This is a genomic window from Citrobacter sp. wls717 (assembly GCF_005280955.1).
In the GTDB taxonomy this organism is placed as follows: Bacteria; Pseudomonadota; Gammaproteobacteria; order Enterobacterales; family Enterobacteriaceae; genus Citrobacter; species Citrobacter werkmanii.
Window position 1 is genome coordinate 325212 of record NZ_SZWW01000031.1, and the last position, 12510, is coordinate 337721.

The 12510-nt window shown below is 52.1% G+C and carries 10 protein-coding genes and 10 tRNA genes; 17 read left to right on the forward strand and 3 right to left on the reverse strand.

What is annotated here, in order from left to right:
- Positions 1 to 33: 33 nt before the first annotated feature.
- The 17 genes from recX (at position 34) to luxS (ending at position 9005) form a co-directional block, all read left to right on the forward strand.
- The gene (gene recX / locus FDX09_RS16345) at positions 34 to 534 is read left to right on the forward strand and encodes a recombination regulator RecX (protein ID WP_085048877.1); all 501 of its coding nucleotides are present in this window, start codon (positions 34 to 36) and stop codon (positions 532 to 534) included.
- A 127-nt stretch (positions 535 to 661) separates the two neighbouring features.
- Positions 662 to 3289: an alanine--tRNA ligase gene (gene alaS / locus FDX09_RS16350; RefSeq protein ID WP_061382320.1), complete on the forward strand. Its 2628-nt coding sequence runs from the start codon at positions 662 to 664 to the stop codon at positions 3287 to 3289.
- Positions 3290 to 3527: 238 nt separating this feature from the next.
- Positions 3528 to 3713, forward strand: coding sequence for a carbon storage regulator CsrA (gene csrA / locus FDX09_RS16355; protein WP_000906486.1), 186 nt, complete (start codon positions 3528 to 3530; stop codon positions 3711 to 3713).
- A 336-nt stretch (positions 3714 to 4049) separates the two neighbouring features.
- A tRNA-Ser gene (locus tag FDX09_RS16360) sits at positions 4050 to 4142 on the forward strand.
- Positions 4143 to 4145: 3 nt separating this feature from the next.
- Positions 4146 to 4222, forward strand: a tRNA-Arg gene (locus tag FDX09_RS16365).
- A 59-nt stretch (positions 4223 to 4281) separates the two neighbouring features.
- Positions 4282 to 4358, forward strand: a tRNA-Arg gene (locus tag FDX09_RS16370).
- Between the two features lie 59 nt (positions 4359 to 4417).
- Positions 4418 to 4494 (forward strand) — tRNA-Arg (locus FDX09_RS16375).
- Between the two features lie 59 nt (positions 4495 to 4553).
- Positions 4554 to 4630, forward strand: a tRNA-Arg gene (locus tag FDX09_RS16380).
- Between the two features lie 60 nt (positions 4631 to 4690).
- A tRNA-Arg gene (locus FDX09_RS16385) sits at positions 4691 to 4767 on the forward strand.
- Between the two features lie 60 nt (positions 4768 to 4827).
- Positions 4828 to 4904 (forward strand) — tRNA-Arg (locus FDX09_RS16390).
- Positions 4905 to 4964: 60 nt separating this feature from the next.
- Positions 4965 to 5041: transfer RNA gene (locus tag FDX09_RS16395), tRNA-Arg, on the forward strand.
- Positions 5042 to 5080: 39 nt separating this feature from the next.
- Positions 5081 to 5157, forward strand: a tRNA-Arg gene (locus tag FDX09_RS16400).
- 171 nt (positions 5158 to 5328) lie between these two features.
- Positions 5329 to 5405 (forward strand) — tRNA-Arg (locus tag FDX09_RS16405).
- A 309-nt stretch (positions 5406 to 5714) separates the two neighbouring features.
- Positions 5715 to 6281 carry a fructose-1-phosphate/6-phosphogluconate phosphatase gene (yqaB, locus tag FDX09_RS16410; RefSeq protein WP_137347527.1) on the forward strand — a complete coding sequence of 189 codons (567 nt, stop codon included), beginning with the start codon at positions 5715 to 5717 and terminating at the stop codon, positions 6279 to 6281.
- Positions 6278 to 6706 (forward strand): YqaA family protein, encoded by a 429-nt coding sequence (locus tag FDX09_RS16415; RefSeq protein WP_137347528.1) that lies wholly within the window; start codon positions 6278 to 6280, stop codon positions 6704 to 6706. Before yqaB ends, FDX09_RS16415 begins: the two co-directional genes overlap by 4 nt.
- Before the next feature lie 77 nt (positions 6707 to 6783).
- Positions 6784 to 8340, forward strand: a complete 1557-nt coding sequence (gshA, locus tag FDX09_RS16420) for a glutamate--cysteine ligase (protein WP_137347529.1) — start codon at positions 6784 to 6786, stop codon at positions 8338 to 8340.
- 149 nt (positions 8341 to 8489) lie between these two features.
- A complete protein-coding gene (luxS, locus tag FDX09_RS16425; RefSeq protein ID WP_006687194.1) occupies positions 8490 to 9005 on the forward strand; it encodes an S-ribosylhomocysteine lyase in 516 nt (171 codons plus the stop codon).
- A gap of 101 nt (positions 9006 to 9106) precedes the next feature.
- On the opposite strand, the gene emrB is transcribed toward luxS, so the two are convergent.
- The 3 genes from emrB to emrR all read right to left on the reverse strand — a co-directional run bounded on the left by emrB (position 9107) and on the right by emrR (position 12492).
- Positions 9107 to 10645, reverse strand: a complete 1539-nt coding sequence (gene emrB, locus FDX09_RS16430; protein WP_069324580.1) for a multidrug efflux MFS transporter permease subunit EmrB — start codon at positions 10643 to 10645, stop codon at positions 9107 to 9109.
- A gap of 16 nt (positions 10646 to 10661) precedes the next feature.
- On the reverse strand, positions 10662 to 11834 hold the full coding sequence (gene emrA, locus FDX09_RS16435) for a multidrug efflux MFS transporter periplasmic adaptor subunit EmrA (RefSeq protein WP_085048879.1): 1173 nt from the start codon (positions 11832 to 11834) through the stop codon (positions 10662 to 10664).
- A gap of 127 nt (positions 11835 to 11961) precedes the next feature.
- Positions 11962 to 12492, reverse strand: a complete 531-nt coding sequence (gene emrR / locus FDX09_RS16440; protein ID WP_042313109.1) for a multidrug efflux transporter EmrAB transcriptional repressor EmrR — start codon at positions 12490 to 12492, stop codon at positions 11962 to 11964.
- Positions 12493 to 12510: the final 18 nt, after the last annotated feature.

Sequence of the window (12510 nt, forward strand, 5' to 3'; positions counted from 1 at the left end):
CATGCAGCCCTTTTGCATTTCTGAAGGTTTACTATGACAGATGCAACTTCCCGCCGATCCGCTTATTCCCGACTGCTTGACCGCGCCGTGCGTATTCTGGCAATGCGCGATCACAGCGAGCAGGAACTACGGCGGAAGCTGGCCGCGCCGGTGATGGGCAAACAAGGGCCGGAAGACATTGATGCTTCCCCGGAAGATTACGACAAGGTCATTGCCTGGTGCATTGAAAGTCATTATCTGGATGATGACCGCTTCGTTCAGCAGTTTATTGCCAGCCGTAGCCGCAAAGGTTATGGGCCTGCGCGAGTGCGGCAGGAACTCAGCCAGAAAGGAATCTCGCGTGAGGCTATTGAGCGCGCCATGCGCGAGTGTGAAATTGACTGGGCAGTGCTTGCGCGCGAGCAGGCAATCAGGAAATACGGTGAACCTTTACCAGTCGATTTTTCAGATAAGGTAAAGGTCCAGCGTTTTTTGCTCTATCGTGGCTATCTGATGGAAGATATTCAGGCAATATGGCGAAATTTTGACGATTGAGCGCATACGGGATTTTACTTCCCAGTAAAGAAAACTTATCTTATTCCCACTTTTCGATTGCCAGAGGCGCAGTTTGCTGCCGATGCTGGTAATGACATTTCGTTAGCTTGATTTCTTCAGGATAATTATGAGCAAGAGCACCGCTGAGATCCGTCAGGCGTTTCTCGATTTTTTCCATAGTAAAGGACATCAGGTAGTTGCCAGCAGCTCCCTGGTACCAAACAATGACCCTACTTTGTTGTTTACCAACGCCGGGATGAACCAGTTCAAGGATGTTTTCCTTGGCCTCGACAAGCGTAATTATTCCCGCGCAACCACCTCGCAGCGTTGTGTACGTGCGGGCGGTAAGCACAACGACCTGGAAAACGTCGGTTACACTGCACGTCACCATACCTTCTTCGAAATGCTGGGCAACTTCAGCTTCGGCGATTATTTCAAACACGACGCCATTCAATTCGCATGGGAACTGCTGACCGGTGAAAACTGGTTTGCCCTGCCAAAAGAACGTCTGTGGGTCACCGTCTATGAAACTGACGATGAAGCCTATGAAATTTGGGAAAAAGAAGTTGGTATTCCGCGCGAGCGTATCATCCGCATTGGTGATAACAAAGGCGCGGCCTATGCATCCGACAACTTCTGGCAGATGGGTGATACCGGTCCTTGCGGTCCGTGCACCGAAATTTTCTACGACCACGGCGACCACATTTGGGGCGGCCCTCCGGGAAGCGCAGAAGAAGATGGCGATCGCTACATTGAGATCTGGAACATCGTCTTCATGCAGTTCAACCGTCAGGCTGACGGCACCATGGAACCGCTGCCGAAGCCGTCCGTGGATACCGGTATGGGGCTGGAGCGTATTGCGGCCGTGCTGCAACACGTTAACTCCAACTATGAAATTGACCTGTTCCGCTCACTGATTGAATCCGTCGCGAAAGTTACTGGTGCGACCGATCTGAGCAACAAGTCGCTGCGCGTTATCGCCGACCATATCCGTTCTTGTGCATTCCTGATTGCCGATGGCGTTGTCCCGTCGAATGAAAACCGTGGCTATGTGCTGCGCCGTATCATTCGCCGCGCGGTACGTCATGGCAACATGCTGGGCGCGAAGGATACCTTCTTCTACAAGCTGGTTGGTCCGTTGGTGGAAGTCATGGGGTCTGCAGGTGAAGAGCTGAAGCGTCAACAGGCAATGGTTGAACAGGTTCTGAAAACCGAAGAAGAACAGTTCGCTCGTACGCTGGAACGTGGTCTGGCACTGCTGGACGAAGAGCTGGCAAAACTGACGGGTGATACGCTGGATGGCGAAACCGCCTTCCGTCTGTATGACACATACGGCTTCCCGGTTGACCTGACGGCAGACGTTTGCCGCGAGCGCAACATCAAGGTCGACGAGGCGGGCTTTGAAGCCGCAATGGAAGAACAGCGCCGTCGTGCGCGTGAAGCCAGCGGTTTTGGCGCAGACTACAATGCGATGATTCGCGTTGATGGCGCTTCAGAATTTAAAGGGTATGAGCATCTTGAGCTGAACGGCAAAGTGACTGCGCTGTTTGTCGATGGTAAAGCGGTAGACGCCATTAACGCCGGTCAGGACGCTGTTGTTGTACTGGATCAGACGCCGTTCTATGCGGAATCTGGTGGTCAGGTTGGCGACAAGGGCGAACTGAAAGGTGCGGGCTTTGCGTTTGCCGTGAGTGACACGCAAAAATATGGCCAGGCGATTGGTCATATCGGCAAACTGTCTGCGGGTTCTCTGAAAATAGGCGATGCAGTACAGGCTGATGTGGATGAAGCTCGTCGTGCGCGTATCCGCTTGAATCACTCCGCAACGCACCTGATGCACGCGGCGCTGCGCCAGGTATTGGGCACGCATGTGGCACAGAAAGGCTCGCTGGTTAACGATAAAGTGCTGCGTTTCGACTTCTCTCATACCGAAGCCATGAAGCCTGCTGAAATCCGTGCCGTTGAAGATCTGGTGAATGCGCAAATTCGTCGCAACCTGCCGATTGAAACGAACATCATGGATCTGGAAGCGGCGAAAGCCAAAGGCGCAATGGCGCTGTTTGGCGAGAAATATGATGACCACGTGCGCGTTCTGAGTATGGGCGATTTCTCCACCGAACTGTGTGGCGGTACTCACGCCAGCCGTACGGGGGATATCGGTCTGTTCCGCATTGTGTCTGAGTCAGGCACGGCGGCGGGCGTTCGTCGTATCGAAGCCGTAACCGGTGAAGGCGCTATCCAAACGGTGCATGCTGAGAGCGACCGCTTAAGCGATATCGCGCAGCTGCTGAAAGGCGATAGCCAGAATATCGGTGATAAAGTGCGTTCTGTACTGGAACGTACGCGTCAACTCGAAAAAGAATTGCAGCAATTGAAGGAACAGGCTGCGGCGCAGGAGAGTGCAAATCTCTCCAGCAAAGCGGTTGATATCAACGGCGTGAAGCTGCTGGTCAGTGAACTTGCGGACGTTGAGCCGAAAATGTTGCGTACCATGGTTGATGATCTGAAAAATCAACTGGGGTCTACCGTTATCGTTCTGGCAACGGTAGTTGAAGGTAAGGTTTCTCTGATTGCTGGTGTGTCTAAGGATGTGACAGACCGAGTGAAAGCAGGCGAACTGGTTGGTATGGTCGCTCAGCAGGTAGGCGGTAAGGGTGGTGGTCGTCCGGACATGGCGCAAGCCGGTGGTACGGATGCAGCGGCTCTGCCTGCAGCGTTAGCCAGTGTGAAAGGCTGGGTCAGCGCAAAACTGTAATAATTATAAGCGTAAGTCGACGCTGCGGGCTTCAATCCGCAGCGTTTGCATCAACGCTATCGACAACGATAAAGTCAGGTTGAAGTTGTGTATATCGGCTAAACTTAGGTTTAACAGAATGTGATGCCGTGACTGCTTACACTTAGGTGTTTGTCATCGCTTACTTTTTGGCGTTATATGATGGATAATGCCGGGATACAGAGAGACCCGACTCTTTTAATCTTTCAAGGAGCAAAGAATGCTGATTCTGACTCGTCGAGTTGGTGAGACCCTCATGATAGGCGATGAGGTCACCGTGACAGTTTTAGGGGTGAAGGGCAACCAGGTACGCATTGGCGTAAACGCCCCGAAAGAAGTTTCTGTCCATCGTGAAGAGATCTACCAGCGTATCCAGGCTGAAAAATCCCAGCAGTCCAGTTATTAAGGTTTTCGCGTCTCACCATTCTGGTGAGGCGCAACCTGATTGAGTTGTCCTCTTTCCTCGCTTTTCTGCTTCACTCCCCCCATTTTCTCTTTTCCCATACGCACATTGTCGTTCCCGGCGAATTTTCTGTTTGTTCATTGTCTGCGGAAACTGCCAATTTATCTGTTGATAAAACACTCTTTTTGCCGTTTTTGCAGACTAATTGCGCGTGAAATGTGCAAACGATAAAAGCTCTGGAAAAATTGTTTGACTTATAAGTCCCAGAAAGTAATATGTGCGCCACGCAGCGACGATGAGCAGAAACAAGTTCTTCGAAGCACTCGTAAGAGGCGTGTTGGTGAGGTGGCCGAGAGGCTGAAGGCGCTCCCCTGCTAAGGGAGTATGCGGTCAAAAGCTGCATCCGGGGTTCGAATCCCCGCCTCACCGCCATTTGCATCCGTAGCTCAGCTGGATAGAGTACTCGGCTACGAACCGAGCGGTCGGAGGTTCGAATCCTCCCGGATGCACCATATTACTTGATAGCGCTTTAGCAGCGACATCAAATCTGCAGTAAAGTAAGTTTCCCGATGCATCCGTAGCTCAGCTGGATAGAGTACTCGGCTACGAACCGAGCGGTCGGAGGTTCGAATCCTCCCGGATGCACCATATTACTTGATAGCGCTTTAGCAGCGACATCAAATCTGCAGTAAAGTAAGTTTCCCGATGCATCCGTAGCTCAGCTGGATAGAGTACTCGGCTACGAACCGAGCGGTCGGAGGTTCGAATCCTCCCGGATGCACCATATTACTTGATAGCGCTTTAGCAGCGACATCAAATCTGCAGTAAAGTAAGTTTCCCGATGCATCCGTAGCTCAGCTGGATAGAGTACTCGGCTACGAACCGAGCGGTCGGAGGTTCGAATCCTCCCGGATGCACCATCTCTTACTTGATATCGTTTATTACGATATCAATATCGGCAGTAAAGCAAGTTTTCCGATGCATCCGTAGCTCAGCTGGATAGAGTACTCGGCTACGAACCGAGCGGTCGGAGGTTCGAATCCTCCCGGATGCACCATCTCTTACTTGATATCGTTTATTACGATATCAATATCGGCAGTAAAGCAAGTTTTCCGATGCATCCGTAGCTCAGCTGGATAGAGTACTCGGCTACGAACCGAGCGGTCGGAGGTTCGAATCCTCCCGGATGCACCATCTCTTACTTGATATCGTTTATTACGATATCAATATCGGCAGTAAAGCAAGTTTTCCGATGCATCCGTAGCTCAGCTGGATAGAGTACTCGGCTACGAACCGAGCGGTCGGAGGTTCGAATCCTCCCGGATGCACCATCTTCTTTGCCGTATCAGTAGTAATCAGCAATTCCCGATGCATCCGTAGCTCAGCTGGATAGAGTACTCGGCTACGAACCGAGCGGTCGGAGGTTCGAATCCTCCCGGATGCACCATCTTCTCCTGAATAACAGCGAAACTGTTGTTGTATGGTCTGCGAGATAATCGCCAGCACCAGGGAGGATAGCGTTGCTTCAGCAACGGCCCGCAGGGCGAGGCGAAGCCGAGTAATCCTCCCGGATGCACCATCTTCTTTGCCGTATCAGTAGTAATCAGCAATTCCCGATGCATCCGTAGCTCAGCTGGATAGAGTACTCGGCTACGAACCGAGCGGTCGGAGGTTCGAATCCTCCCGGATGCACCATCTTCTCCTGAATAACAGCGAAACTGTTGTTGCATGGTCTGCGAGATAATCGCCAGTACCAGGGAGGATAACGTTGCTTCAGCAACGGCCCGCAGGGCGAACGTTAGTGAGTCATCCTCCCGGATGCACCATCTTCTCCTGAATAACAGCGAAACTGTTTCTTCATGGTCTGCGAGATAATCGCCAGTACAATTTCCCCCTCATGAATCATTTCCACATATTCCCTGAACATCCCTCAATTCGCTGTCAGCGACAAAATCAATCAATTACGATAAAATAACGTCTGGTCATTCGGCTTGTGAGAAGACGATGTACGAACGTTATGCGGGTTTGATTTTTGATATGGATGGCACCATCCTGGATACCGAACCTACGCACCGTAAGGCGTGGCATGAGGTATTGGGCCATTATGGGCTACGGTTTGATGAACAAGCCATGGTTGCCCTCAACGGCTCTCCAACGTGGCGTATTGCCCTGGCGGTGATTGAATTGAATCATGCCGATCTTGACCCCCATGTTTTGGCACGAGAAAAAACGGACAAGGTAAAAAGCATGCTGCTGGATAGCGTCCAGCCTTTACCGTTGGTTGAAGTAGTGAAAGCCTGGTATGGCCGCCGTCCTATGTCGGTAGGGACGGGGAGTGAAAGCGCAATTGCAGAGGCTCTACTCGCTCACCTTGGTCTGCGTCGTTATTTTGATGCTGTGGTGGCCGCCGATCACGTACAACGCCATAAGCCTGCTCCTGATACGTTCTTGCTTTGTGCTGAGCGAATGGGGGTTGTTCCGGCGCGCTGCGTCGTGTTTGAAGATGCCGATTTTGGACTGCAGGCGGCGAGCGCAGCGGGGATGGACGCCGTGGATGTTCGGTTATTGTGAGTGATGGACTATCGCTCCTGTCACTGTTTGCCAGCAGTTTTCTCAGCGCCACGCTATTACTCGGCAATTCTGAAGTTGTTCTGGTTGCCTTGCTGATTTCTGGGGTAAGTCATCCCTGGGTCTTAGTCTTAACAGCAACAATGGGTAATAGCCTTGGAGGGTTAACTAACGTTATCCTTGGGCGTTTCTTTCCATTGCGTAAAACATCGCGCTGGCAAGAGAAAGCCACTGGCTGGCTGCGGCGCTATGGCGCTGTCACACTATTATTAAGCTGGATGCCGGTTGTGGGTGATTTACTGTGCCTGTTAGCTGGATGGATGCGCATCTCGTGGGGCCCAGTTCTCTTTTTCTTATGCCTTGGCAAGGCGTTGCGCTATGTTGTTGTCGCAGCGGTTACGACGCAAGGCATTATGTGGTGGCACTAATTGTGTTGTGAGATAGCCTTCAGGGTAACCAATACCATTATGCTAATTAAAACGATTTTGACAGGCGGGAGGTCAATTTGATCCCGAACGTATCACAGGCGCTGGCCTGGCTGGAAAACCATCCTCAGGCGTTAAAGGGGATTCAACGTGGGCTGGAGCGTGAAACGCTGCGCGTCAATGCTGATGGGTCATTGGCGACGACAGGCCATCCTGAGGTGTTAGGCTCAGCGCTAACACATAAGTGGATAACCACGGACTTTGCCGAAGCGCTGCTGGAGTTTATTACTCCACCTGGCGACGATATTCATAAAATGCTGACGTTCATGCGCGACCTGCATCGTTATACCGCCAGAAACCTGGGCGACGAGCGTATGTGGCCGTTGAGCATGCCTTGCTATATTGCCGACGGTCAGGATATTGAGCTGGCGCAGTACGGTACGTCGAATACCGGTCGTTTGAAAACGCTTTATCGCGAAGGCCTCAAAAACCGTTATGGCGCGTTGATGCAGACCATCTCCGGCGTACATTACAACTTCTCGCTGCCGATGGCTTTCTGGCAGGCGAAATGCGGCGTAACGGACGGTGAAGATGCTAAAGAGAAGATCTCTGCGGGTTACTTCCGTCTGATCCGTAACTATTACCGTTTTGGCTGGGTCATCCCGTATCTGTTTGGCGCTTCTCCGGCCATTTGTTCCTCCTTCCTGCAAGGAAAACCGACCACCCTGCCGTTTGAAAAAACCGACTGTGGGATGTATTACCTGCCGTACGCGACGTCGCTGCGTTTGAGCGATTTGGGCTATACCAATAAGTCGCAAAGCAATCTCGGAATTACGTTTAACGATTTGCATGAGTATGTGGCAGGATTAAAGCGCGCGATTAAAACCCCTTCCGAGGAGTACGCGGCGATCGGTCTGGAGAAGGACGGTAAGCGTCTGCAAATTAACAGCAACGTTTTGCAGATTGAAAATGAACTGTATGCGCCTATCCGTCCGAAACGCGTCACTCGTCGTGGTGAAACGCCTTCTGACGCGCTTCTGCGTGGCGGTATTGAGTACATCGAAGTACGTTCACTGGATATTAACCCGTTCTCACCAATCGGCGTAGACGAGCAACAGGTACGCTTCCTCGATCTGTTTATGGTCTGGTGCGCATTGGCCGATGCGCCGGAAATGAGTAGCGATGAGCTGTTATGTACGCGTACTAACTGGAATCGCGTTATTCTGGAAGGGCGTAAGCCTGGCCTGACCTTAGGCATTGGCTGTGAGACAGCGCAGTTCCCACTGCCTAAAGTGGGTAAAGATTTGTTCCGCGACCTGAAACGCGTAGCACAAACGCTGGACAGCATCCACGGGGGAGAGGAGTATCAAAAGGTATGCGACGAGTTGGTCGCCTGCTTTGATAATCCTGAACTGACATTCTCTGCCCGGATCCTACGGTCTATGATTGATGAAGGCATTGGCGGTACGGGCAAAGCGTTGGGTGAGGCATACCGAAACCTTCTGCGCGAAGAGCCGTTGGAAATATTGCAGGAAGAAGAGTTTATTGCTGAAACCGAAGCGTCAAAGCGTCGTCAGCAGGAGATCGAAGCGGCTGATACCGAGCCGTTTAGCGTGTGGCTGGAAAAGCACGCTTGATACAAAAGAAAAAGGCCACTCGGGAGTGGCCAAAATTTCATCTCTGAAAACAGGGATGATGATAACAAATGCGCGTCTTTCATATACTCAGACTCGCCCCGGAACAAAGAGTTCAGATTATTTTTAAAAAATTTATCGGAGGTGGCTAAATGCCGTTGTTAGATAGTTTTACTGTCGATCACACCCGGATGGAAGCTCCCGCGGTCCGGGTTGCAAAAACGATGAACACCCCGCATGGCGACGCAATCACCGTGTTTGATCTGCGTTTCTGCATTCCGAACAAAGAAGTGATGCCTGAGAAAGGTATCCATACGCTGGAACACCTGTTTGCAGGTTTTATGCGTAACCACCTCAACGGTAACGGCGTTGAGATTATCGATATCTCTCCGATGGGATGCCGCACCGGCTTCTACATGAGCCTGATTGGCACGCCGGACGAGCAGCGTGTTGCCGACGCGTGGAAAGCGGCGATGGCTGACGTACTGAAAGTGCAGGATCAAAACCAGATCCCAGAACTGAACATTTACCAGTGCGGCACGTATCAGATGCACTCTCTCAGTGAAGCGCAGGACATTGCCCGTCATATCCTTGAGCACGATGTTCGTGTGAACAGCAATGAAGAGCTGGCACTGCCGAAAGAGAAGCTGCAGGAACTGCATATTTAGTTGTCATGCTGGATGGTGAAGCTCACGCTTCTCATCTGGTCGACAAATAATAGGCGCCAGCCGGTATAAAAAAGCCAGTTCATCTGAACTGGCTTTTTTGATCAATGTGCGCCGCCCGCGCCGCCGCCCGCGCCAAACGGCGGTTTAGCGAACCAGACAAGACCAAGCAGCACCAGGAAGATCCCTGCTGACATCCAGAAGATTTCGTTGGCGGAAATGATCAGCCCTTGATTGGTTATCTGTTGGGCCAGCCAGCCAGAGGCTTGCTCCTTGCTCATCCCTAATCCCTGCAGTTGGTTATACATAGCCTGTGCATTTGGGTTGTAGGGGTTAACGGACTCCGTTAACTGCGCATGGTGTAGCGACTCACGGTTAGTCCACATTGTCGTGGTGATGGAGGTTCCGATAGAACCTGCCAGCGTTCGCGTAAAGTTAGACAAGCTGGACGCCGCCGCCAGACGTTCAGGCGGTAAACCGGACAGCGTAATGGTCGTCAGCGGCATAAAGAAGCAGGCTACCGCGAATCCCTGAATAAACTGCGGCCAGGCCGATGCGCCAAAATCCATACCCGGTTCGAACGTCCATGCGCGCCAGTAGAAACAGACGGCGTACATAATAAAACTGAACGTGACCAGACGACGCATATCCAGCTTATGCGCGAAGCGACCGATTATCGGCGACAGGATCACCGGGATCACCCCAACCGGGGCGGAGGCCAGACCGGCCCAGGTTGCCGTATATCCGTAAACCTCCTGCAATAGCTGCGGCAGCAGGACGATTGCGCCGAAGTAGAGCATATAGGCCAGACTGATACACAAGCAGCCGATGGTAAAGTTTCGCGACTTAAACAGCGAGAGATCGACAATCGGGTGTTCGTCGGTAAGCTCCCAGACGATCAGGAAGCTGATAGCGACAACGGCGACCACCGTCAGGATGATAATCTCCTGTGAGGCAAACCAGTCCAGCTCTTTGCCGCGGTCGAGCATAATCTGCAAGCTACCGATACCAATGACCAGCAATGCCAAACCAATGGCGTCAATGCGTCGCTGCTCGGTTTTGGTTTCTCGCCCGCGTAGAGTTTGCAGAGTCATCAATACCACCGCCGCGCCGATTGGCACGTTGATGAAGAATATCCAACCCCAGTGATAGTTGTCGCTGATATAGCCCCCAAGAATAGGGCCGCATATTGGGGCGACAATCACCGTCATCGACCACAGCGCGAGGGCAATGGAACGCTTGGCGGGAGGATAATTATTCAGCAGCAGGCTTTGCGAAAGCGGAATTAGTGGACCGGCGACAATCCCTTGTACCACACGGAAGAAAATCAGCATGTTCAGGCTGGTGGACATCCCGCATGCCCATGACGCAATGACGAAGGCAGTCGTTGACCACATGAATAGCCTTACTTCGCCAAAGCGCTTTGCCAACCAACCGGTGATTGGAATTGAGATAGCGTTCGCCACCCCGAATGAGGTGATCACCCAGGTTCCCTGGCTCAGCGAAGAGCCCAGGTTCCCGGCGATAGTAGGGATCGCCACGTTAGCAATGGTGGAGTCCAGCACCTGCATGAATGTCGCCAGAGACAGCGCGATCGTCATAATGACGAGCTGCGCGCCTTCCAGCGGTTTTTGCTGTTGCATCACACGCACCTTTGAATTAGCCCGCGTTGGCCCGCACGATCTCTTCGATCATTTTATTGACCGGAGCAAGGTTGATTTCACGTGCATTACTTTCTGATACCGGCGTGGTGCGGACCTGGCTTGCCAGAATCTGTCCGTCACGATTGGAGGTATCTACCGTAACCAGCGTGGACAAACCGATCCGCAACGGATGTTGCGCCAGCTGCTGCGCATCCAGTTCGATACGTACCGGCAGACGCTGGACGACTTTGATCCAGTTACCGGTTGCGTTTTGCGCAGGCAGCAGGGAGAAGGCGCTGCCCGTACCCATATCAAGGCCAACAATTTTACCGGTGTATTTCACGTCATCGCCGTAAATATCACTGATAACCGTCGCAGGCTGGCCGATACGCATGTGCGCAAGCTGCGTTTCTTTAAAGTTAGCATCGACCCACAGGTTGGTGGCCGGAACAACTGCCATCAGCGGCGTGGTTGGGCTGATTTGCGCGCCAGGCTGTACGGCACGACGGGAAACATAGCCGGTCATTGGACTGACGATTCTGGTACGTTCCAGCGCCAGCCAGGCGTTGCGCACTTCGGTGGCGGCCTGTTGTACGGCGGGCTGATCTTCCAGCTTGCTGCCGAGAATCATTGCCTGGTTAGCATTATATTGCTGGATAGCGACATCAAGCTGCGCCTGAGCGCTGGCAACGGCATCTCGCGCATGTTGCAGCTCTTCGCGGCCAATCAGGTTGGCGTTGCCCAGCGGGACGCGGCGATTAAAGTCGCTTTGTGCCTGCGCCAGCGCGGTTCTCTGCACTTCAATGCTAGCCTGTAACTGCTTACTGTTGATCATCAGTTGGTGCGTCTGGCGCACGCTGGAAGCCAATGCCGTTTTGGCTTTTTCGAATGCCTGCTTAGCATCCGTCTGATCGAGAGTAACCAGCACATCGCCTTGTTTAACAAAGTCAGTGTTATCAGCCCAGACTTTCGTCACGCTGCCTGATACCTGCGCCATGATCTGAACCTGGTTCCCTGCCACGTACGCATCGTCAGTATCTTCGTAATGACGTAGTACTAAAAACCAATAAATCCCATATGCCACGGCAATGATAATAAAGAGCAAGGTCAGAAGGAGCAGCATACTTTTACGTTTGCCATTCTTCTTAACCGGTTGCTGCGGGGTTTGAGTCTCCGCATTTGCGCTCATGTTGTTCTCCACGATCTTATTTTTTTCACATCGGCTGAGCCGACCTGTTCATCAGAAAGGCCAGCAGTATGCGTGCTGGCCTGTCGGTTTTCATTTATAAATCTGGATTTCTGAGCGAGTCGGCGCGTTAGCGCAGCGCTTCTAATACCGTGCCATCCTGCTCCATCTGGTCAAGACGGGTCAGAAGTTTACGGGTGATTTGCTCAAGCTGATCTTTTTCGGTGGTGCTAAGAGATGACCAGAGTTGATGCAGGCAGTTGTGCTGAGGTGGTAACACCTCTTGCAAAAAAGCATGGCCTTTTTCGGTCAATTGCAGATGCAGACAGCGGCGATCGTTATCGCTTTCGCGACGTTCAATCCAGCCACGTTTTTCTAACTCATCCGCAATGCGGGTAGCGTTAGTCCGTGACGAGCCGAGCGCGCAACTCAGTTCAGAAGGCTGAATACTGTGGTTTTCCTGAGACTCCAGCGTAATCAACGCCATAAACAATGTCTCGTTAATCCCTTGAGCTTTCAGCATCTTATTGCGATTTTCCAGCAGCTTGCCCTGCATGTGCATGCAAAGACGAGTCAGAAGCACTTCCTGATAAGGGAACTCTTCGTAGCGGCTGGCGCGAAATTTTAGCATTTGTTCAATGGGCGTAAACGAACTATCCATTTGGGTATAACCTCATTA